Origin of the sequence: Reyranella sp. CPCC 100927 (assembly GCF_007859315.1) — a bacterium.
Taxonomy (GTDB): Bacteria; Pseudomonadota; Alphaproteobacteria; order Reyranellales; family Reyranellaceae; genus Vineibacter.
Window position 1 is genome coordinate 144,182 of the sequence record NZ_VOHA01000009.1, and the last position, 21,237, is coordinate 165,418.

A 21,237-nucleotide genomic window follows, 5' to 3' on the forward strand; every position below is an offset into this window, starting at 1 on the left:
ATGTTCCAGCGTACCCCGCTGCCGGCTGGCGGGCCTGTTGTGTACCACCCCGGACAAGCCGAGCCGGCGTGGCAGCCCGAACCGGCGGTTCGCACCCTCTCGCTCGATGACATCGCGGCCCAGCAGACCGGCGAGGAATCGCCGTCGCTGCTGTACCGCGTCAACCAGCGCCGCGGCACCATCGTGACCGTCATGGTGACGATCGCGGCCCTGTCCAGCTTCGGCGGCACGGTCTACTGGGCGCACAAGCAGGATATCGAGCGCGGCGGGCCGGGATTGCCGATCCCGACGGTCAGGCCGGCGGACGGGCCGGCCAAGGTCAAGCCGGACGATCCCAAGGGGCAACAGATTCCGAACCAGGACGTGGACGCCTATCGGCGTGTCGATCCCAATGCGGTGCCGTTGCCGCCGGAACGGCTGATGCCGCCGCCGGCGACGCCGCGGATGCCGACGACGGCCGCGCCGACGCCGCCGTCGGAGCCGAGCCCGCCCGCGTCGACGCCGCCCTCGACCGCAACGCCGCCCAGCACGACGGCGGGCACGCAACCCACCCCGACCCCGATACCGACTCCGGCAGCCACGCCGCCGGCGCCGCCGCCCACGGCCAGCACCGCGCCGGATCCGGCCGTACAGCAGCCCAAGATCAGCGACACCGGCGGTGGCCCGTCGATCGGCTCCATCGTGGATGGCCTCAACGGTCCGGCGGCCGGTGGTGGTTATCGCATCCAGGTCGCCTCCGAGCGGTCGGAGGACACGGCCAAGGCCACCTGGGCGCGGCTGCAAAAGGCCAACGGCGATGTGCTGGGCAGCCTGCGCATGCAGTCGGCACGGGCCGACCTCGGCGACAAGGGGATCTGGTATCGCGTGCAGGCCGGTCCGCTGGAAGAGAGGCAGGCCAAGGACACCTGCGCCAAGCTCAAGAACCGCAACGTCGGCTGCGTGCTGCTGCCGCCGCGATAGGCGAGGCCATGCATGTCATCCCGAGCGCAGCGAGGGATCTCCCGCGAATGGCGTAACGTGCGTCCCACGCAGGAGATCCCTCGCTGCGCTCGGGATGACGGTGATTGCGGATAGGGCTGTCATGACGACGACTGCGGTGATTTTTGGCTGTGAAGGCCAGCGCCTGTCGGCTGCGGAGCGCGCTTTTTTCCGCGATGCCGATCCGCTGGGCTTCATCCTGTTCAAGCGCAACGTTGCCGCGCCCGACCAGGTGCGCGCGCTGACACGCGACCTGCGCGATTGTGTCGGTCGGGCCGATGCGCCCGTGCTGATCGATCAGGAGGGTGGCCGTGTCGCACGTCTGAAGCCGCCATACTGGCGGGTCGCGCCGCCGGCGGCGCTGTTCGGCGAACTCCACGCGCGCGATCCCGAGGCGGCGATCGAGGCGTCGCGCCTGAACGGCCGGCTCCTGGCGGCGGACCTGACGCCGCTCGGCATCGATGTCGACTGCGCGCCGGTGCTCGACGTCCCGACCGCCGGTGCACACTCCGTCATCGGCGATCGCGCCTTCGCCACCACGCCGGCCACCGTTGCCGCCCTGGGGCGTGCCCAGGCCGACGGCCTGTTGGCCGGTGGCGTGATCCCCGTGATGAAGCATGTGCCGGGGCATGGCCGGGCGCACGCCGACAGTCATTTCGAGCTTCCGGTCGTCGATGCCGGACGGGCCGAACTCGAGGCTTGCGACTTCGCGCCGTTCCGGGCGCTGGCCGACCTGCCGTGGGCGATGACGGCGCACGTGCTCTATCGCGCCCTCAACAGCAACCAGCCGGCGACGACGGCCGAGAGCGTGGTGCGCGAGGTCATCCGCGGCCATATCGGCTTCGACGGCCTGCTGGTCACCGACGACCTGTCGATGCAGGCGCTGGACGGCACCCACGCCGAGCGCACACGGGCCGGGCTCGCCGCCGGTTGTGATGTCGCGCTGCACTGCAACGGCGACATGGCGCAGATGCAGGAGATCGCGGCGGTCGTTCCGGCGCTCACGCCGGCGGCGCAGGCGCGCGTGGCGCGCGCCGACCGGCAGCGCCAGGCCGCGGCCGACGGTGCCGACGCCGACACCCTGGAGCGCATGCGCCGCCGCCTGGCGGCGCTGCTGGATCGTCCGGTGGCATAGGCGCCGCCTGGCCGAATCACCCAACACATTGTAACGACTGGCCTTTTACGTTAGGGGATTGGGGATAAGGCTGTCGCGAATCTGGTGGCGGTCCAGGGTTTCGATAGACTACATCTAGTAGTCATGACACGCGACGCGCCCTCATGACCGACGCTGACGCTCCGCTGCCAACCGATCCTCCGGCCGACGCCGCGCCGGTCGCGGCCGAGTCGGCTCCGGCGGCTGGCGATACCAGCTTCGACAGCGGCCAGCCGGAGGTCATCGCACCGGGCGAAGGCGAGCTGATCCTCGACCTGGAAGGCTACGAGGGTCCGCTCGACATCCTGCTGGTCCTGGCACGCGAGCAGAAGGTCGACCTGCGGCGCATCTCGATGCTGGCGCTGGTCGACCAGTACCTGGCGTTCATCGCCAGCGCCCGGCGCCTGCGGCTGGAGATCGCGGCCGATTACCTCGTGATGGCGGCATGGCTTGCCTACCTCAAGTCGCGCCTGCTGCTGCCGGAGCCGCCCAAGGACGAGGAGCCGAGCGGCGAGCAGATGGCGGAGGCGCTGCAGCGCCAGTTGCGCCTGCTCGAGGCCATGCAGGAGGCCGGGACGCGGCTGATGGCGCGGCCGCGCCTGGGTGTCGACACGTTCAACCGGGGCCAGCCCGAGGGCGTGCTGGTGGTGCGCAAGTCGCAGTGGCAGTTGCAGCTCTACGAGGTGCTCAAGGCCTACGGCGAGATCCACAAGCCCAAGAAGCCTGATTCCTATCACATCGCGGCGATGCAGTTCTTCTCGCCCGAGGAGGCGACCGAGCGGCTGTCGCGCATGCTGGGCATTGCCATCGACTGGGCATCGATCGCCACCTTCCTGCCGCCCGGACTCACCGATCCCATGAAGGTGCGGTCCGCCATCGCGGCCACTTTCGTGGCGTCGCTGCAGCTCACCAAGGATGGTCTCGTGCAGCTGCGCCAGACCGAGACCTTCGGCCCGATTTTCCTGCGCAAGCGCACCGAGGCGCGTGTCGATGACGATGACCGGCCGCAGCCGGCACCGGCGCCGTAAGGGAATGGACGCATGACGGACACCATCGACGACAACAACAATGCCCTCCAGGCCCCGGCGGCCGAGGACGAGGCGGCCCAGGCAGCGGCATCCGAGGCCGCGGAAGACGAGGTGACGGAGACCCCGGCGCCCGACGCTGCCGAGGATGAGGGCACGGAGACTCCGGACCACGACCCCGCCGAGGATGAGGTGGTGGAGTCCGCGGCGCCTGAAGCCGTGGAGCCATCGCCCGAGGATCGCCATGCGCACAACCTGCGGCTGGTCGAGGCGCTGATCTTTGCGTCGGCCAACACGCTGAGCCTCGATGCGCTGGCCGATCGCCTGCCGCCCGACACCGACGTCGAAGCGCTGCTGGCCGAACTCGCCGAGCATTACGCCGCGCGCGGCGTCAACCTGGTGAAGGTGGCGGGCGGCTACGGCTTCCGGACGGCACCCGATCTGGCGCAGCGGCTGAAGATCGAGCAGCCGATCAATCGCAAGCTCTCGCGCGCCGCGGTGGAGACGCTCGCCATCGTGGCCTACCACCAGCCGGTGACGCGGGCCGAGATCGAGCAGATCCGCGGCGTGGGCCTGAGCAAGGGAACGCTGGATTTCCTGTTCGAGCAGAACTGGATCCTGCCCATGGGACGCCGGCGGGCGCCCGGCAAGCCGGTGACGTGGGGCACCACGCCGTTTTTCCTGGAGCATTTCGGGCTGAGCGCGCTGGAGGACCTGCCGGGCCACGACGAACTGAAAGCCGCTGGCCTGCTCGACGCCCGGGCCGAGGTCTCGATCTATCGGCCCGAGGAAGCGGACCTGCCGCTGGAAGACGACGAGGACACGACGGAGCCGCTTGACACCGGCGCCGACGAGAGCCCGCCCAAGGAGACGCAGGCGGCGGAGTAGTCCTGGCCACTACAGGGCGCGGACATCGATATTCAGCAATTTGCGCAAGCCGCGGTCTCCGGCATCGGTGACGCGCATCACGCGGTTCTGGCGGTCTCTGGATAGCCACGCCATCTCCACCAGTCGCTGCATCAGGCGCACGCCCAACAGGCCGCCGACGTGGTGTCGGCGTTCCGTCCAGTCGAGGCAACGCCGCGCCAGCCCCCGCCGCGTCGGCTTGATGGCCGCGACGTCCAGGCCAAGGGCTGTGAACCACCCCGCGCCGTGCTTGCTGATGTCGTACAGCTTCAGCGCGGCCGGCTGATCGGGCGCCGTGATGAGGATTTGGCGGGTCTCGAGTTCCTGCGCCAGTGTGACACCCAGGCGGCCGGCGAGATGATCATAGCAGCGGCGCGCCAGGCAGAACGCATGCTGCTGCGGCAGTCGTGGTTGGCGCAGCGGGCGCGGCGGTCCGCCCAATGCCGCGAGCGCCTCCAGGACGGTGGCGACTTGCACATCCGCCAGCCGGTAGTAGCGGTGCCGGCCTTCGCGCTCGACCGCCAGCAGGCCACCCTCGATCAGCTGCACCAGGTGATTGCTGGCGGCCTGTGCCGTCAGGCCGGCGATGTACGCCAGCTCGCCGGCCGGCAGCGCGCGCCCATCGATGAGCGCCATCAGCATGGCGGCACGCCCCGGCTCTCCGATCAGGGCGGCGGCCTGTGCGATTCCCGAGTCCAACATGGTGCCTCCATTGGCGTGCGTACCGTGAAGGTAACGCCATTCCGCGGTCGATGTTTCAGTCGATACTGAAACATCGGCCAGGCGCGGCTCCGTATCTTGGAGGCATGAAACGCCAACAACCACTCGCCATGATCCTGACGCTGAGCTTCGGCTTTGTGCTGGTGCAGCTCGACGTCTCGATCGTCAATGTAGCGGTCGCGCGCATCGGCACTGCCTTGGGCACGGCAATGACCGGCCTGCAATGGATCGTCGATGCCTATTCCGTCGCTTTCGCAGCGCTCCTGATGAGCGGCGGTGCCTTGTGCGATCGGCTGGGCGCGCGCCGTGTTTTCCTGTCCGGGTTCGTCCTGTTCGCGCTCGCGTCCGCCGCGTGCGGGGCGGCGTCGGGTATCGCTTCCCTGATCGTCGCGCGTGCGGTGCAGGGTGTGGCGGCAGCCATGCTGGTGCCGGCCTCGCTGAGTCTTTTGGCGCAGGCTTGCGATGACGCGCGCGACCGTGCACGCGCGATCGGTATCTGGACCGCAGCCGGTGCGTTCGCTGTCGCGGCCGGTCCCATCGTCGGCGGCGTCCTGGTCGACACCCTCGGCTGGCGCTCGATCTTCCTGGTCAACATCCCCATCGCGGCGCTGGCCATTGCGTTGACCCGCCGTCAGGTGCCGGTGGTCGCGAACCCGAAGGATGGCCCGCGGTTGGACTTCACAGGCGTCGTGCTGGCGGTCATCGCGCTGTTTGCGCTGATGGCGGCCATCATCGAAGCGCCCGTCCTGGGCCTGCGCCATCCGGTGCTGCTGGTAGCGGCTGCGTTGGCCGTGGTGGCGGCCGTCGCTTTCATATGGGTCGAAGCCCGCGGCGGTGATGCTGCCATGCTGCCGCTGCGCCTGTTTCGGCGCGCGGCGTTCTCAGCCGCCCTCACGGTGGGGTTGATGGTCAACCTCACGATGTATGGCTTCCTGTTCGTGATGGCGCTCTATTTCCAGCACGTCGCGCACCTGTCGCCGTTGTGGACGGGCCTGGCGTTCCTGCCGGTGGCGGCCTTGGTGGGCGGCGCCAATCTCTTGGCCGGGCGTTTGACAAGCCGCTTCGGTGCCCGCCTGCCGATGCTGATGGGCCTGGTGGCTGGGGCGACAGGCTATGTCCTGCTGATCGGCATCGATGCCCAGACGCCTTACACCGCGTTGCTGCCGGGATTGTGCCTGGTCTCCTGCGGGCCCGGTCTGGCGGTACCGGCGATGACGAGCGCCGTGCTGGCATCTGTTGAGCAGCGGCGCGCCGGCATCGCATCGGGCGCCCTCAACACCGTGCGGCAGGCCGGCGGCGCTGCCGGGGTGGCCCTGTTCGGTGCGCTGATCCATGGCGATGCGGATGCGTTGATCGGCGGGTTGCATATCGTCTTCGCGATCGCCGCAGGCCTGCTCGTGGTTGCGGCAGTAGCGGCGTTTTTTCTGGGCGCTATGATCCCCCAATGCCGGCAATGAAACGAGAGGGACATGCGCACCGTACACGATCCGATCGTCTTTTCTTCGAACGGACGTAAACGCGCCCGTGGGCTGGGATTGCCGCTGTCCGGCAAGACGGGCCCTCTCAACGCCATCACCGACGTCCCCGGCGTGAGCGTCGGCATGACCACGCTGATTGCCGGTGATGGCGAACATGCGATCCGGACGGGTGTCACGGCCATCCTGCCGCGTGCCCGCTCGGCCATGCTGCATCCGTGCTGGGCGGGAAACTTCGCCATGAACGGCAACGGCGAATTGACGGGCTGCCACTGGATCAACGAGGCAGGCTGGTTTCATGGTCCGGTGCTCATCACCAACACCTGCTCGCTCGGCATGGCCCATCATGGCGCCGCGCGTTGGCTGATCCGCGAATTTCCCGGCAAGATGGGCGAGACCCAATGGCCCCTGCCGATCGTCGGGGAAACATTCGACGGCTGGCTCAACGATATCGCCGGCCAGCATGTCAGCGAGCGGCATGTCCTGGATGCGCTGGACAGCGCGGTTGGCGGCGCTGTTCCCGAAGGCAATGTCGGCGGCGGGACCGGCATGATTTCGTACGAGTTCAAGGGTGGCACGGGGACTGCATCGCGCCTGGTCGAAACCCGGGCCGGCACCTTCAGCCTGGGGGTGCTGGTGCAGGCCAATCACGGGCTGAGACCCTGGCTGCAGGTGTGCGGTGTTCCCGTCGGGCCGGCTATGCCGGAGGATCGCGTCTACAAGCGAGAGCAGGGTTCCATCATCGTCGTTCTGGCAACGGATGCGCCGCTGACGCCGACCCAGCTCAACCGTATCGCCAAGCGCATCGGCATCGGCATCGGCCGGGCGGGAACGCCGTCGAGCAATGGCTCGGGCGACATCTTCCTCGCCTTCTCGACGGCGAATGACCCGGGCGAGGCACCGATGCCGGCCGAAGTCGGCTTTCGCGCCCTGGGCGATGCCGAGATGGATGCGGTCTTCCTGGCAACGGTGAGCTGCGTCGATGAAGCGGTCCTCAATGCCCTGTGCGCGGCCGAAACCATGACGGGCAGACGCGGGCGTGTCGTCAAGGCGATCGACGGTGACCGGCTGGCGCAACTCGTCGGCGCACGTGCGGTCGCTCAGTAGGGCAACCCGACATAGTTCTCGGCCAGCGCCGTCTGGGCGGCGCGCGAGGAGGCGAGGTAGTCGAGTTCGGCAAGCTGCATCTGTGCCTCGAAGCTGGTCTCGTCATGCAGCTTATGCAGCATCGTGGTCATCCACCACGAGAAGCGCTCGGCCTTCCAGACGCGGGCCAGCGCCGTTTCGGAGTAGCGGTCGAGCAGATCGGTTCGCTTGTCGCCGTAGAAAGCCGTCAACGCGCGACAGAGGTAATACACATCCGAGGCTGCGAGATTGAGTCCCTTGGCGCCGGTGGGCGGCACGATGTGTGCCGCGTCGCCGGCCAGGAACAGACGACCGTGGCGCATCGGGGCCGCCACGAAGCTGCGCAGCGGTGCGATGCTCTTCTCGATCGCCGGTCCTGTCGTCATCCGCGCGGCGGCCTCGCTTCCCAGCCGGCGTTTGAGTTCCTCCCAGACCAGGGCGTCGGGCCATTCATCCAGGTCTTCGTACAGGCTGCACTGGATGTAGTACCGGCTGCGCGTCGGTGAGCGCATGGATGCCAGGGCAAATCCGCGCGCATGCTTGGCGTAGATCAGCTCGTGCGAACAAGGCGGAACGTCGGCCAGGATGCCGAGCCATCCGAACGGATAGACCCGCTCGAAATGGCGCAGCGCGTTTGCCGGAATCGATTGGCGGCTGACACCGTGAAAGCCGTCGCAGCCGGCGATGAAATCGCAGGTGAGTTCGTGTTCCTGCCCGTCGCACCGGTACGTAAGCCTTGGCCGCGCGCTGTCGATATCGTGGATCGTCACGTTTGCGGCATTCCAGACGATCGGGCCGTCGCCCCCCAGTCGCGCCGCGATCAGGTCCTTGGTGACCTCCGTCTGGCCATAGACGACCACCGTCTTGTCGGTCAGGTCACGAAAGTCGATGCGAAAGCTGCGGTCGCGAACGACAATCTCGATGCCGTCGTGCACCAGTCCTTCGCGCTTGAGCCGGTCCGCGACACCGGCTTCCTCCAGCAGAGACGCGGTTCCCTGTTCCAGAACGCCGGCACGGACACGGCCTTCGACATAGGCACGATCACGTTGTTCGAGGATGACGCTCTCGACGCCATGGAGTTTGAGCAGCCGCGCCAGGAGCAAACCGGCAGGCCCGGCGCCGATGATCCCGACCTGCGTGCGTCCCTGCGAAACCATCAGCCTTCCCCTGCGTTCTTTTGTCCTCTGCAGCGTGCAGTACCTGCGACCAATGAACAAGATCGTCAGTGATGTGATCGCTCATTGTTCAAGACGTCGCGCCCAAATCATCGTCTCGACCGCGTTTTGCCCGGTTTGCGCCATGCTTGTTCACGACCTGCAAGCCAGTCATCCAACCCATGGAGGTCTTACCATGCCGCGCCACATGCGGATGTTTGCTTTTGCCGCTGCCATGGTCATGGGCGGCGCGACCGCCCAGGCGGCCGATCCGACGCGCATTCCCGATGCCAATCCAGCGCTGATGCGCGACCTCAACGGCGACGTCACCCCGGTACGCGACATGCGTCCCGCGCCCGCCACGCCCGGCCGTGAGATGAAAGGCGTCGCGCCTGACAGCAAGATGATGCCCATTCATCCCAGCGACGCGGATCGCAAGGCCGGTGGCGCTTCCAGAACATCAGGGAAGGCCGGCGGCACCATGACGCCGATCGGCACGCTCAACATCGTGCGCGGCGAACAGGCGCGCGAGCCGGTGGTGAGCCCGCCGGTTGCCGAGCGGCCGGGCCAACGCACGGATGGCACCTTCTAGCTCAACGCGCAGCCGTCATGTCGACAGAAGAGGTGCCCGTCGGGCACCTCTTCTGCGTTTGGACAATCGCGCTGCAGCAGGTCGCGAGCTTGCCGCACTAGATCATCGCATTGCCGCATTGGCGCCGCGCTTCCTCCATGTCGATCGCCGACGTTTGCTGCTGCGGACGGGTGGCCATGATCGTGGTGAAGGACCTCATGTCTCCCTCTGTCGCATGCGACCCGGATGTCCCCGGCCATCCCGTGCGATCGTTCCTCCCATGGGGTCCTTCTCCTCGATCGCGGCGCTCACGCGCTTACATGCGGAACACGCCGTAGCGCGGATCGCCCCAGGGCGCGTTGAGCGCGCACGACAGCGCGATGCCCAGCGCGTTGCGCGTATCGACCGGATCGAGCATGCCGTCGTCCCACATCTGGGACGTCGAGTACCAGGCACTCGATTCGCGGCGGTAATCCTCCAGCACGGGATCGCGGATGGCGGCGATCTGCTCGGCCGACAGGGTGCCGCCGTGTCGCGCCAGCTGGCGGACCTTCACGTCGGTCAGCACGTTGGCAGCCTGTTCGGCGCCCATCACCGAGATCTGGCCGTGCGGCCAGAAGAACAGGAAGCGCGGATCGTAGGCGCGCCCGGCCATGCCATAGTTGCCGGCCCCGAACGAGCCGCTGACGATCACGGTGAACTTCGGCACCTCGGCGCCGGCCTGCGCCATGATCATCTTGGCGCCGTCCTTGGTGATGCCGCGCCGCTCGTACTCGCGGCCGACCATGAAGCCGGTGATGTTCTGCAGGAATAGAAGCGGCGTGCGGTTCTTGTCGCAGAGCTGGATGAAGTGCGCCGCCTTCAGCGAGCTGTCGTTGAACAGCACGCCGTTGTTGGCCAGGATGCCGATGCGATAGCCCCACAGGTGCGCGTAGCCGCACACCAGCGTCGTGCCGTAGGTCGGCTGGTATTCATGGAAGCGGCTGCCGTCGACCAGGCGCGCGATCACCTCGCGCATGTCGAACTGCACCTTGGTATCGGGCGGCACGATGCCGTAGAGCTCGGCCGGATCGTAGTAGGGCGCCTCGGGCGCCTGCTGCTCGATGATCATCTTCTGCGGCCGGCGCAGGTTGGCGACGATGTCGCGCGCCATCGCCAGCGCTTCCTGCTCGCTGCTCGCCGCATAGTCGGCGGTACCGCTCACCTGGGTGTGCATGTCGGCGCCGCCCAGTTCGTCGACCGACACGTCCTCGCCGGTGGCGGCCTTCACCAGCGGCGGGCCGCCCAGGAAGATCGCGCCGGTGCCGCGCACGATCACCGAATAGTCGCTGAGCGCCGGTACGTAGGCGCCACCCGCCGTGCAATGACCCAGCACGACGGACACCTGCGGGACGCCGAGCTTGCTCAGGATCGCCTGGTTGCGGAAGATGCGGCCGGCATAGTAGCGGTCGGCGAAGAATTCCGACTGCAGCGGCAGGAAGCCGCCGGCGCTGTCGCACAGGTGGATCACCGGCAGGCGGTTCTCGATGGCGATGTCGAGCGTGCGCACGATCTTCTTGACCGACAGCGGATACCAGGCGCCGCCTTTGACGCTGGCATCGTCGGCATGGATGATCACCTCGCGGCCGGCGACGATACCGATGCCGCTGACGATGCCGGCGCCCGGCACTTCGCCGTCATAAGCGCGGTTGGCGGCCAAGGTCGACAGTTCCAGGAACGGCGTGCCGGGATCGAGCAGCAGTTCCAGCCGCTCGCGGATGAAGAGCTTGTTCTGCCGGCGCAGGCGGTCCATGTCGCGCTGCGGCCGTTCGAAGCGTGCCCGCCGCTGCGCCTCGCGCAGTTCGCCGGCCAGCGCCAGGTTGCGCTCGCGGTTGGCGAGGAAGGCCTCGGAGCGTACGTCGATGCGGGTCTCAATGCGGCGCATGATCTCGTCCCTTCATTCCGCCGTCTCGGCCAGCAGCGAGACCAGGGGCGCGTCGCGATCGAAGGTCTGACCAACGGCGAGGTGGAAGGCGTCCACGGTTCCGTCGCGCCAGGCCGCGATCGCCGTCTCCAGCTTCATGCTTTCGATCACCATCAAGGTCTCGCCTTTGGCGATCCGTGCGCCGGGTTGAGCCCGGATGGAAACGACGGTGCCGGGCATGGGCGCGCGTGCCGTCAGGTCGGCGTTGGCGGCGCCGGCATGGGCAAACACGGTCAACGGCTCGATCGTGCGGATCGCGAAGGATCGGCCGGCGACCTGCACGAAGGTGGCATCGCCGTCGCGCGCGACATGGACGCGATAGCGGCGATCGCCGACGCGCAATGTCCTGGCGCCATCGGCTGCCGGCGGCGACAGGTCGATCGCCTGACGCTCGCCGCCGACCTCGAGCGCATAGCCGTCGCCATGGCGCATCAGCGCGGCGTCGATGGCGGTGTCGTCGATCTCGAAGTGCCGGCGCATGTCAGTTCCTCCACGCGCCGATGGCGGCATAGAGCGGCGGCACCGCATCGGCTTCGGCGCGCAGGTTGTCGTCACTGAGCGCGGCGGCCGCGACCAATGCCATGAGTGTCTCGTGGTCGGGCGGCGGCAGTGCCAGCTGCGATGCGCGTTCGTCCAGGAAGCCGGTGTGCACGGCGCCGGCCGCGAACAAGTCGTCGCCCAGCACGCGGTCGAGGAACTCGCGATTGGTGGTGATGCCCAGCAGCACGGTTTCCGTCAGGGCCCGGCGCGCCCGCGCGATGGCCTCCGTCCGGTCGGCGCCATGCACGATGACCTTGGCCAGCATGGGATCGAAGGCGGCCGACACGCGCTGACCCTCGATGATGCCGCTGTCGACGCGCAACCCGGCGATGTCGGGCCAGCGCAGGCGCGCGATCCGTCCCGTGGTCGGGGCATAGTTGCGCGCCGGATCCTCGGCGTAGAGCCGCAGCTCGATGGCATGGCCGTTCTGGCGCACGTCGCCCTGGCCGTAGCCCAGCGCCTCGCCCTCGGCGATGCGCAGCTGGTCGGCGACCAGGTCGCGGCCGGTCACCAGTTCGGTCACCGGATGCTCGACCTGCAGGCGCGTGTTCATCTCCAGGAAATAGAAGGCGCCATCGCCATAGATGAACTCGACCGTGCCGGCGTTCCGGTAGCCGACGGCGCGCGCAATGCCGGCGGCGGCATCACAGATGTCGCGCCGCTCGGCCGGCGTCAGCGCCGGCGAGGGCGTTTCCTCGATCACCTTCTGAAAACGGCGTTGAACGGAGCATTCGCGCTCCCACAGATGCACGACATTGCCGTGGGCATCGCCCAGGACCTGGACTTCGATGTGGCGAGGCCGCTCGACATAGCGCTCGACGTACAGCCGGCCATCGCCGAAATAGCGCTGGCCTTCGCTACGGGCGCGCTCGATCTCGGAGTCGAGAGCGGTCATGTCCCGAACGATGCGCATGCCCTTGCCGCCGCCGCCGGCGGCCGGCTTGATCAGCAGCGGCGGCCCCAGTGCCCGGGCACGCTTGGGGAAGCTGGCGGGATCGTCGTCCTCGATGGCCGACGGTGCCACGGGAAAGCCGCGGGCTGCCACGAAGGCGCGCGCCCGCACCTTGTCGCCCATCAGATCGATGGCCTCGGGCGTCGGCCCGATGAACACCATGCCGGCGTCGGCGACCTGGCGTGCGAAGGCGGCGTTCTCGGACAGGAAGCCATAGCCGGGATGGATGGCATCGACGCCGACATCGCGCGCCACGGCGATGATCTGTGCGCCATCCAGGTAGGCGGCCACCGGCGTGGCGCCGTCGATGCGCACGGCGAGGTCGGCCTCGCGGACCGCCGGCGATCCGGCGTCCAGCTCATGGAAAATCGCAACGGCGCGGCGGCCGCTGGCCTTGACCGTGCGCAGAATGCGCAGCGCGATCTCGCCGCGGTTGGCGATCAGCACCGTGCCGATTCGACTCATGTGACCCTCGTGATGGGGCTGCGTGGCGCGCCGGTGCGCGGTACGATTCCGTCCAGCACGATGCCCAGCAGCTGATCGGTGGTCTGCTCGATGCGCAGGCGGCCGCCCCGGCTGACGGCTTTCCAGGCAATATGCTCGATCGCGCCATAGAGCATGTCGCGCACCAGCCGCGGCTTGAGGTCGGCCCGCACCTCGCCGGCCGCGATACCGGTCTCCAGGATGCGCACCACGATCGACGTGTAGCGCCGGTTCAGGTCGTGCAGCGGCGAATCAGGATAGTCGTCGGCGGTGCGCACCTCGCGGATGAACAGCCGGCAAAGGTCCTCGTCCTCGACGAAGGCCTCGATCTGGCGGCGCACCAGCAAGCGCAGCCGCGCGGCCAGCGTCGATTGCTGCGCCACGCCGGCCTCCACGTCGGCGATCAGTCCCTCGTAGAACTGCCGCATGACGTTGAACAGCAGGTCCTGCTTGCTGGCGAAGTACTTGTAGATCGTGCCGTCGGCGATATCGCAGGCACGCGCGATCTCGATGATCGAGGCGCCGGCGAAGCCCTTCTGGGCAAAGGCGGTGCGGGCGGCGGCGAGGATTGCGGCCCGCCGATCCAGCTTGCGCTGCTCGCGCGTGCGGCGCTGCGGCGTGGCTATCGGCATGACTCGGCGGCGTCGTTTCGGCCTTGTATCATGACGAAAAGTGAATACCATTCACTTTTCGAAGTCAACGAGGCAAACGGAGGAAATCATGCCGTCGCCATCCGCCGCCGATCTGGTGAACCGGCCGTCGCCGTCCTCCTTCGATCTGACCGCCGACCAGCAGGCCGTGCTCGACCAGGCCGACCGTTTTGCGCGCGCCGAAATGGCGCCGCTGCAGCAGCGCATGGACGACGAGGAGTGGTGGCCGCCGCAGGTGATGCCGGCCCTGGCCCGCATGGGCTATCTCGGCGTCACGGCGCCATCCGAGCTGGGCGGCGCCGATGGTGACTTCTTCACCTCGGGCCTGATCGCCCAGGCGCTGGGGCGGGCCAACCCGGCCGTGTCGCTGAGCTACATCGCGCACGAAAACCTGTGCCTCAACAACATCCTGCGCAACGCCGACGATTCCATCCGCCGCCGCTACGTGCCGCGGCTGTGCGACGGAACGGCGATCGGCTGCCTGGCGCTGACCGAGCCGGGCGCCGGTTCGGACGCCCTGGGGGCGATGGCCACGACGGCACGGCGCGACGGCGATCACTACGTGCTCAACGGCACCAAGCTCTACATCACCAACGGGCCGGTGGCCGATGTGATCCTGGTCTATGCCAAGACCGATCGCGAGGCCGGCGCCAAGGGTATTTCGGCGTTCGTCGTCGAGAAGGGCTTTCCCGGCTTCAAGGTGGCGCAGAAGCTCGACAAGATGGGCTTCCGCGGCAGCGTTACCGCCGAACTCGTGTTCGACGATTGCCGCGTGCCGGCGGCCAACCGGGTCGGGGCCGAGAACAAGGGTGTCGCCGTGGTCATGAGCGGGCTCGACCTGGAGCGCGCCATCGTGGCCATGATCAATCTCGGCATGGCCGAACGGGCTTTCGATCTGGCGCTGGACTATGCCCGCACGCGCCGCCAGTTCGGCAAACCGATCGGCGAGTTCCAGATGGTGCAGGCCAAGCTCGCCGACATGTATGTGCTGGTCGAGACCATCCGTACGTTCTGCTATCGCACCATGGCGGCGGCCAACGAGCTGGAGGTTGGCGGCGGCGGGCGCGGCGACATCCACAAGCTGACCGCGGCCTGCATTCTCTATGCGGCCGAAGGTTGCACCAAGGTGGTGACCGAGGCCGTGCAGATCTTCGGCGGTGCCGGCTACATGCGCGAGACCGAGATCAACCGGCTGTACCGTGCCACCAAGCTGCTGGAGATCGGCGCCGGCACCAGCGAGATCCGCCGCCTGATCATCGCCGGCGAGCTGATGAAGGGGTGAGGCAGCGGGCGCGCCATTGGAGTGGCGCTCTTCTGCGAACCCTAGTGTCGTCCGCGCACGGTCTGCAGCAGGGCCTTCTCGAAGGCCGCGGCGCTGCGCGTGGTGGCGCGCGACCGCCGCTTCACGATCGAGAACGGCGCCGACGCCTCGCCCACGTTCACGGCCAGGATCCGGATCGCATCCTGGCTGGCGAAGTGACGGGCGACCTCGTGCGGCACCATCATCAGGCAGTCCGACGTCCGCAGAATGGCGATGCAGGAGTAGAACGAGGCCGAGCGGTAGATCGGCTGCGGCGGCCGCAAGCCCCGGCGCAGGAAAGCCTCGACGAAGAAGTTGTGCAACGCAGTGTTGTGTGGCGCCTCGATCCAAGGCGCCGCCTGCAACGCCGGCCAGGAGATTCGCCGCCGCCCGGCCAGGCGATGGTGCCGGCCGGCGATGATGTGGAACGACTCGGCAAACAGGAATACGGAGTCGAGGTCATGGCTATCGGTGAATTCCGGCAGCATGCGACCGACCACCATGTCGAGGGCGCCTTCCGAGAGCGCGGCCAGCAGTTCCGACGCGGCGCCTTCGCGGAACTCGACCTGCACGCCGGGCACGGCGTGGCGCAACTGCACCAGGGCCTGGGGCACCACCTCCAGCATCACCAGTGGCAGGACACCAATGCGCAGCAGCGATCGGCCTTCGCGCGTCGAAGCGAATTCGTCCTGCACCCGTCGGAGGTCGGCCAGGATCAGGCGGGCCTGGCGGATCAGGTACGCTCCCATTTCGGTTGGCACCAGGCCGCGGCGCGTGCGCTCGAAGAGCTTGCCGCCCAGGGTGCGCTCGACCTCCTGCAGCATGACCGACAGCGCCGGCTGGGACGTGTTCATGCGCCGGGCCGCCTGGTGCAGCGAGCCGGTGTCGGCGAGCGTCTCCACCAGGGTCAAGGCGCGCAGGCGAAGGTGATCCACCTGATAAGGCTTCTCTATCGGTACATCAGAAACCGCTATTACCAGCTTATCATCAGCGCGGATAGCGTATGGTCCATGGAAACCGAGCAAATGCCGCCGCCATGCCTGTCCGACGTGCGGGTCATCGACCTGTCGCACGTCATCGCCGGGCCGGCGGCATCGATGTACCTGGCTGCCCTGGGCGCCGACGTGCTCAAGATCGAGAACCCACGGGCACCCGACGTCATGCGGTTCGTCGAGGGTGAGGCCGAGGGCGCCATGTCGAGCACCTTCGCGACGCTGAACGCCGGCAAGAAGTCGCTGGCGATCGACCTCAAGAACCCGCGGCTGCGCGACGTGCTGTTCGGCCTGCTGCGTGATGCGGACGTGCTGATCGAGAATTTCCGGCCTGGCGTGGCTGAGCGGCTGGGCATCGGATACGAGGCGGTCCGGGCCATCAACCCGCGGATCATCTATCTGTCTATTTCCGGCTACGGCCAGACCGGTGCCTGGAGCCGCTTCGGGGCCTATGACCAGGTGGTGCAGGCATTGACCGGCATGATGATGGCCAGCGGCGAGGAGGGCGGCCCGCCGACCAAGGTCGGCTTTCCCGTCGTCGACATCGCCACCGGGATGCTGGGTGCGATGTCGGTGCTGGCGGCACTGCATCGGCGCGGGGCGACCGATGCTGGCAGCCGCATCGACACCTCATTGGCGCAGGGCGCGCTGCAGCTTATGCGGCCGATGGCGGTCCGTGTGCTGGCGACCGCGCAGGACGGCCCGCGGCCCGGCAATCGCGGCTTCAGCGGCTCGCCCGGCGCGGCCACTTTCCGCTGCGCCGATGGCTGGCTTGCCGTCGCAGCCAACACGAGGCGTCAGTTTGGCGTGCTGTGCGACCAGCTCGGACTGCCGGGCATGGCTGACGATCCGGCGTTGGTCCGGCAGGTGGGCGAGGGCGGCGCCACCAACGTCCTGCCGGTCGATGCCGCCGAACTGCGGCGGCGCCTCGAAGGCGCGTTCGCGCGCCACGATGGGGCGGCTCTGGAAGTCAGCCTGAATGCGGCAGGCGTACCGGCGGCGCGGGTCCGGCGCATGGGCGAGTTCCTGTGCGAGGCTCGGCATGGCCAGCATGTCGATCCCGGCCTGCAACGCCTGCAAGGGGACACGGGCGAGTTCCTGCAGCTGGGCCCCGGCGTGGCCGGCCTGGGTGTGGCCAGCGCGACATCGGCGCCGATGCTGGGCGCCGGCACAGCGGACATTTTGCGTCGGGCCGGGCTCAGTCCCGAGGAGATTGGTGCCTTGGCGCAGGACGGCGCCATTCGCGTATCGGGGTGATGTTGCGCAACGACCAGATAACGGGGGAGGAGAGACGATGAAAAGAAGGCAGGTGGTGGGGGCCGCGATTGCGGCGGCGCTGGGCCTGGCGCCCGATATGGCGGCGGCGCAGGCGATCAAGGCGCGTGTTGCGGTCTACACGGGCGCGCTTGTGGCGGTGCCAGCCTATGTCGCCAAGGACCTGGGTCTCTATGCGAAGCACGGGCTGGACGTGACCCTGATGGACTTCCGCGCCGCGCCGGACGCCACCGCGGCGCTGTTCAGCGGCGCCGTCGACCTGATGAGCAACAGTCCCGGCAACATGATGCTGGTGAACAGCCGTGGCCGCGATCTGGTGACGATTGTCGATAATTTTCCGGCGCCGGTCTGGAGCATCGTGGTCTCCGCCGGCATGGCCACGCCGAGCAAGGCGGCGGGTTACCCCGCCCTGGTTCGCGACCTGCGAGGCAAGAAGATCGGCGTGCCGGCCATCGGCTCGGACGGCCACAACTTCGCGCGCCGCTTCTTCCGCGACGCTGGTCTCGACCCTGAGAAGGACGCCACCTTCCTGGCCGTTGGACTCGGGCCGGACGCGGTGGCAGCGTTCAAGGCGGGACAGCTCGACGCGGTCATGGCCATAGAGCCGGTGCAGACCGTGCTCGAAAGCATCGGGGGCAGGGTGCTGCTCGACCTGCAGGCCGACAAGACCATTCCCGAGTTCGCGTCGTGGACGTCGAGCGTCTATCATTCGACCAAGGCGCATGCCGACAAGAACGGCGAGATGATGCGGCGCTTCCAGTCCGCGCAGGAAGCGGCCATCGCCGTGGTGCGCGATCCGGCCAATGCCGCGCAGGTTGCGGCCGTGTGGTCGAAGTACAACAAGGCGCTGCAGGCCGAGCAGATGAAGGGTGTGTTGCTGCGCCTCGGCAAAGCCTTCGATGTGCGGTTCAATTGCACCGGCACCGAAAATGTCGGCAAGTTTCAGGTCGACAACGGGCTGATCAAGGCCAACCAGATGCAGGACTGCCGGCAGCTCGCCTGGTCGGGCGCCGGCAAGTATCTGCCGTGACAACCCCGGAAAGGATGGACCAGATGACGCTCGACAGCGCCATGAAGTTCGGGATTTTCCTGGGGCCCTTCCATCGTCTCGGCGAGAACCCGACGCTGGCGCTGGAGCGCGACCTCGAGTTGATCGAATGGCTCGACCGGCTGGGCTACGACGAAGTCTGGATCGGCGAGCACCATTCCGCCGGCTGGGAGCTGGTCTCCTCGCCCGAGTTGATGATTGCCGCGGCCGCCGGACGCACGCGGCGCATCATGCTGGGCTCGGGCGTCACCAGCCTGCCGTATCACAACCCTTTGATGGTCGCGAACCGCTTCGTGCAGCTCGACCACATGACTCGCGGCCGCGCAATGCTGGGCTGCGGTCCCGGCGCGCTGACCTCCGACGCCTATATGCTGAACATCCCGCCGGCGGCGCAGCGATCGCGCATGGAGGAGGCGCTGGACGTCATCATGCGCCTGCTGATCGGCGGCGAGCCGGTGACGGCTGCGACCGACTGGTTCGAGTTGCGCGATGCCCGTCTGCATCTGGCGCCCTACACACGGCCGCACTTCCCGATCGCCGTAGCCAGCACCATCACGCCGTTCGGCATGACGGCAGCCGGCAAGCATGGCCTTGGCGTGTTGTCGATCGGCGCCGGGTTGCCGGGTGGCCCCGAGGCCCTGGCCCGGCAATGGCAGATCGCAGAGGACACGGCCGCCCGGCACGGCAAGACGGTGAGCCGTGCCAAGTGGCGCATCGTGGTCAACGTCCACGTCGCCCAGGACGATGAAGAAGCCTTGGCGCAGGTGCGGCGTGGCGAGCGCGCCGAAACGGTCGAATATTTCGACCGCACGCTCGGCCGGCCGGCTGGCCGGTCCGATGACCCGCTGCGCGACGGCGTAAAGATGGGAACGACCCTTGTGGGCTCGCCGGAACTCGTTGCGCACGGCATCCGTCGACTCTACGACGCGAGCGGCGGCGGCTTCGGCGGCGTGCTCTTCCGTGCCCATGAATGGGCCAGCCGCGAGGACACGATGCGCAGCTACGAGCTATTCGCCCGTTACGTGATGCCGCAATTCCAGGACGTGCTGACGTCCCTGCACGCCTCCAACGCCTGGGCGCGCGAGAACCGCAAGGCCATCTTCACGCCGAGCGTCGAAGCCGTGAAGCGCGCGTTCACCGATGTCGGCCGCGAGGTGCCGGCGGACCTTGCCGACCGGGCGCTTGGCGGCAGGGACGTGCAATCCTGATCACGATGGACGCCATCCTCTCCGAGGCTGCGTCCCGTGCCGATCTGGATCTCGCGATCCATGTCGAGCGCGTTTCGCACGCTTTCCAGACACCGGCCGGAACGCCCGTCCTGGCGCTCGACGACGTGTCGTTCGCTGTGCCGCGCGGTCAGTTCCTGGCACTGGTCGGCGCCAGCGGCTGCGGCAAGACCACGATCCTCAACATGGCTGCCGGGCTGGTGCAGCCGGTGGCCGGCTCCGTTGTCGTGAACGGCGCGCGCGTGACGCGCCCCTCGCGGCGCACCGGCTACATGTTCGCACGCGATGGCCTGCTGCCGTGGCGGTCGGCGCGGCGCAACATCGAGGTGGGGCTGGAACTGCGCGGCGTGCCGGCAGCAGAGCGGCGCGCAGCCGGCAGTCGGCTGCTCGACCTTGTCGGCCTGAAGGCGTTCGGCAGCTCCTATCCCTGGCAGCTCTCGCAGGGCATGCGCCAGCGTGTGGCCCTGGCGCGGACGCTGGCCATCGACCCCGACACGCTGCTGATGGATGAGCCGTTCGCGGCGCTCGACGCGCAGACCAAACTGATGCTGCAGACCGAGTTCCTGCGCATCTGGGAGCGCGACCGTAAGACGGTTCTGTTCGTCACCCATGATCTGGCCGAGGCGGTGGCACTCGCCGATCGCGTGATCGTGCTGACGCGCCGCCCTGGCCGCATCCAGGCCGACATCGCCATCGACCTGCCGCGGCCACGCGATCCCGAGCGCATCCGCTTCGACCACCACTATCTCAGGCTCAGCGAGCGGGTGTGGCAGGCATTGAAGGCAGGGGAGGCGGCGTCGTGACGACCGCCGCCCCGCCGGCCGGCGAGGGCCGCGTGCTCGACACGCTGGCGCGCAGCGAAGCCGACCGCCGTGCCCGCCGCCGCTGGCGTACCGCCTGGGTATGGGCCGCCCGCGCGATCGTGCTGGGGCTGTTCGTCGGGCTGTGGCAATGGACCGTCGACATCGGCGCCATCGATCCCTTTTTCTTCTCCCAGCCCAGCGCCATCGTCGGCTTCCTCGTCGAGGAGGTCCGTGACGGCAGCATCTGGCCGCACGTCCTGGTTACCTTGCGCGAGACTCTGGCGGGATTTGCCATCGGCGCCGGGACGGGGGTCGCGGCCGGGATCGTGCGCATGCAATTCCCGTTCGTGGCCGATGTCAGCAATCCCTTCCTGACCATTCTCAACGTTCTGCCGCGCGTCGCGCTGGCGCCCATGTTCATCATCTGGTTCGGCGTCGGCGAAGGCTCGAAAGTGGCGCTGGCTGTCAGCCTCGTGTTCTTCATCCTCATGCTGAACACTGAGGCCGGCATCCGTTCCCTCGATCGCGAGTTGGTGCTGACCATGCGGGCGCTGGGTGCGACCGACCGGCAGCTTTTCTGGAAGGTGTTGCTGCCCGGCGCCGTGCCGGCAATCTTCGGCGGGCTGCGGCTGGGCGTAGTCTATGCCCTGCTGGCGGTGGTGGTGGGCGAGATGATCTCGGCCCATATGGGGCTGGGCCAGCGCATCGCCTTCCATGCGGCGAGCTTTCGCGCCGAAGGGGTGCTGGGCACGATCTTGGTGCTGGCTGTGATCGGGCTGGGGCTCAACCTCACCGTGGTGCGGGTCGAGCAGGTGTTGCTGCGCTGGCGCGGTGACGCACCGTAGGCGGAGCGCCGGCGTCAAGCCGGCGCATGATCGGGTGCCGGCAGGAAGCCGGC

Annotated in this window: 20 protein-coding genes; 13 read left to right on the top strand and 7 right to left on the bottom strand. The window is 68.0% G+C overall.

Annotation, left to right across the window (positions count from 1 at the left end; genetic code table 11):
- The 4 genes from FQU96_RS23515 to scpB all read left to right on the top strand — a co-directional run bounded on the left by FQU96_RS23515 (position 1) and on the right by scpB (position 4,044).
- On the top strand, positions 1 to 960 hold the full coding sequence (locus FQU96_RS23515; RefSeq protein ID WP_146543789.1) for an SPOR domain-containing protein: 960 nt from the start codon (positions 1 to 3) through the stop codon (positions 958 to 960).
- 121 nt (positions 961 to 1,081) lie between these two features.
- On the top strand, positions 1,082 to 2,113 hold the full coding sequence (gene nagZ / locus FQU96_RS23520; RefSeq protein ID WP_146543790.1) for a beta-N-acetylhexosaminidase: 1,032 nt from the start codon (positions 1,082 to 1,084) through the stop codon (positions 2,111 to 2,113).
- Positions 2,114 to 2,256: 143 nt separating this feature from the next.
- Positions 2,257 to 3,159: a ScpA family protein gene (locus tag FQU96_RS23525; RefSeq protein ID WP_146543791.1), complete on the top strand. Its 903-nt coding sequence runs from the start codon at positions 2,257 to 2,259 to the stop codon at positions 3,157 to 3,159.
- Positions 3,160 to 3,171: 12 nt separating this feature from the next.
- A complete protein-coding gene (scpB, locus tag FQU96_RS23530) occupies positions 3,172 to 4,044 on the top strand; it encodes an SMC-Scp complex subunit ScpB (protein WP_146543792.1) in 873 nt (290 codons plus the stop codon).
- A gap of 9 nt (positions 4,045 to 4,053) precedes the next feature.
- On the opposite strand, the gene FQU96_RS23535 is transcribed toward scpB, so the two are convergent.
- Positions 4,054 to 4,764, bottom strand: coding sequence for a helix-turn-helix transcriptional regulator (locus FQU96_RS23535; protein WP_218574836.1), 711 nt, complete (start codon positions 4,762 to 4,764; stop codon positions 4,054 to 4,056).
- Positions 4,765 to 4,868: 104 nt separating this feature from the next.
- Between FQU96_RS23535 and FQU96_RS23540 the strand changes: the two genes are divergently transcribed.
- Together FQU96_RS23540 and FQU96_RS23545 are read left to right on the top strand one after the other, a co-directional pair.
- Complete coding sequence (locus FQU96_RS23540) at positions 4,869 to 6,239, top strand: MFS transporter (protein ID WP_146543793.1); 1,371 nt, start codon at positions 4,869 to 4,871, stop codon at positions 6,237 to 6,239.
- Positions 6,240 to 6,251: 12 nt separating this feature from the next.
- On the top strand, positions 6,252 to 7,364 hold the full coding sequence (locus FQU96_RS23545) for a P1 family peptidase (RefSeq protein WP_146543794.1): 1,113 nt from the start codon (positions 6,252 to 6,254) through the stop codon (positions 7,362 to 7,364).
- Here the strand turns inward: FQU96_RS23545 and pobA are convergent.
- Positions 7,358 to 8,539, bottom strand: coding sequence for a 4-hydroxybenzoate 3-monooxygenase (gene pobA / locus FQU96_RS23550; protein ID WP_146543795.1), 1,182 nt, complete (start codon positions 8,537 to 8,539; stop codon positions 7,358 to 7,360). The genes FQU96_RS23545 and pobA overlap by 7 nt on opposite strands.
- A 52-nt stretch (positions 8,540 to 8,591) precedes the next feature.
- Here pobA and FQU96_RS23555 point away from each other — a divergent pair, with 52 nt between their 5' ends.
- Positions 8,592 to 9,128: a hypothetical protein gene (locus tag FQU96_RS23555; protein WP_146543796.1), complete on the top strand. Its 537-nt coding sequence runs from the start codon at positions 8,592 to 8,594 to the stop codon at positions 9,126 to 9,128.
- Positions 9,129 to 9,423: 295 nt separating this feature from the next.
- On the opposite strand, the gene FQU96_RS23560 is transcribed toward FQU96_RS23555, so the two are convergent.
- From FQU96_RS23560 to FQU96_RS23575, 4 genes are read right to left on the bottom strand one after another with little or no spacing between them, the layout of a single operon-like run.
- Positions 9,424 to 11,031 carry an acyl-CoA carboxylase subunit beta gene (locus FQU96_RS23560; protein WP_146543797.1) on the bottom strand — a complete coding sequence of 536 codons (1,608 nt, stop codon included), beginning with the start codon at positions 11,029 to 11,031 and terminating at the stop codon, positions 9,424 to 9,426.
- A 12-nt stretch (positions 11,032 to 11,043) separates the two neighbouring features.
- Positions 11,044 to 11,550, bottom strand: a complete 507-nt coding sequence (locus FQU96_RS23565; RefSeq protein ID WP_178130671.1) for an acetyl-CoA carboxylase biotin carboxyl carrier protein subunit — start codon at positions 11,548 to 11,550, stop codon at positions 11,044 to 11,046.
- A 1-nt stretch (position 11,551) separates the two neighbouring features.
- The gene (locus FQU96_RS23570; RefSeq protein WP_146543799.1) at positions 11,552 to 13,027 is read right to left on the bottom strand and encodes an acetyl/propionyl/methylcrotonyl-CoA carboxylase subunit alpha; all 1,476 of its coding nucleotides are present in this window, start codon (positions 13,025 to 13,027) and stop codon (positions 11,552 to 11,554) included.
- Positions 13,024 to 13,677, bottom strand: a complete 654-nt coding sequence (locus tag FQU96_RS23575; RefSeq protein ID WP_178130672.1) for a TetR/AcrR family transcriptional regulator — start codon at positions 13,675 to 13,677, stop codon at positions 13,024 to 13,026. Before FQU96_RS23575 ends, FQU96_RS23570 begins: the two co-directional genes overlap by 4 nt.
- A gap of 88 nt (positions 13,678 to 13,765) precedes the next feature.
- Between FQU96_RS23575 and FQU96_RS23580 the strand changes: the two genes are divergently transcribed.
- Positions 13,766 to 14,977, top strand: coding sequence for an acyl-CoA dehydrogenase family protein (locus FQU96_RS23580; RefSeq protein ID WP_146543801.1), 1,212 nt, complete (start codon positions 13,766 to 13,768; stop codon positions 14,975 to 14,977).
- Between the two features lie 41 nt (positions 14,978 to 15,018).
- Here the strand turns inward: FQU96_RS23580 and FQU96_RS23585 are convergent, their stop codons facing one another.
- Positions 15,019 to 15,930, bottom strand: a complete 912-nt coding sequence (locus tag FQU96_RS23585; protein ID WP_178130673.1) for a LysR family transcriptional regulator — start codon at positions 15,928 to 15,930, stop codon at positions 15,019 to 15,021.
- Positions 15,931 to 16,005: 75 nt separating this feature from the next.
- On the opposite strand from FQU96_RS23585, the gene FQU96_RS23590 reads away from it, so the two are divergent.
- From FQU96_RS23590 to FQU96_RS23610, 5 genes are read left to right on the top strand one after another with little or no spacing between them, the layout of a single operon-like run.
- Positions 16,006 to 17,244 carry a CaiB/BaiF CoA-transferase family protein gene (locus FQU96_RS23590; protein ID WP_218574837.1) on the top strand — a complete coding sequence of 413 codons (1,239 nt, stop codon included), beginning with the start codon at positions 16,006 to 16,008 and terminating at the stop codon, positions 17,242 to 17,244.
- A 37-nt stretch (positions 17,245 to 17,281) separates the two neighbouring features.
- Positions 17,282 to 18,292, top strand: coding sequence for an ABC transporter substrate-binding protein (locus FQU96_RS23595; RefSeq protein WP_146543804.1), 1,011 nt, complete (start codon positions 17,282 to 17,284; stop codon positions 18,290 to 18,292).
- 23 nt (positions 18,293 to 18,315) lie between these two features.
- Positions 18,316 to 19,518, top strand: a complete 1,203-nt coding sequence (locus tag FQU96_RS23600; RefSeq protein WP_146543805.1) for an LLM class flavin-dependent oxidoreductase — start codon at positions 18,316 to 18,318, stop codon at positions 19,516 to 19,518.
- A 5-nt stretch (positions 19,519 to 19,523) separates the two neighbouring features.
- The gene (locus tag FQU96_RS23605) at positions 19,524 to 20,339 is read left to right on the top strand and encodes an ABC transporter ATP-binding protein (RefSeq protein ID WP_146543806.1); all 816 of its coding nucleotides are present in this window, start codon (positions 19,524 to 19,526) and stop codon (positions 20,337 to 20,339) included.
- The gene (locus FQU96_RS23610; protein ID WP_146543807.1) at positions 20,336 to 21,184 is read left to right on the top strand and encodes an ABC transporter permease; all 849 of its coding nucleotides are present in this window, start codon (positions 20,336 to 20,338) and stop codon (positions 21,182 to 21,184) included. The genes FQU96_RS23605 and FQU96_RS23610 overlap by 4 nt, the downstream gene beginning before the upstream one ends.
- The last annotated feature ends 53 nt before the right edge of the window (positions 21,185 to 21,237 follow it).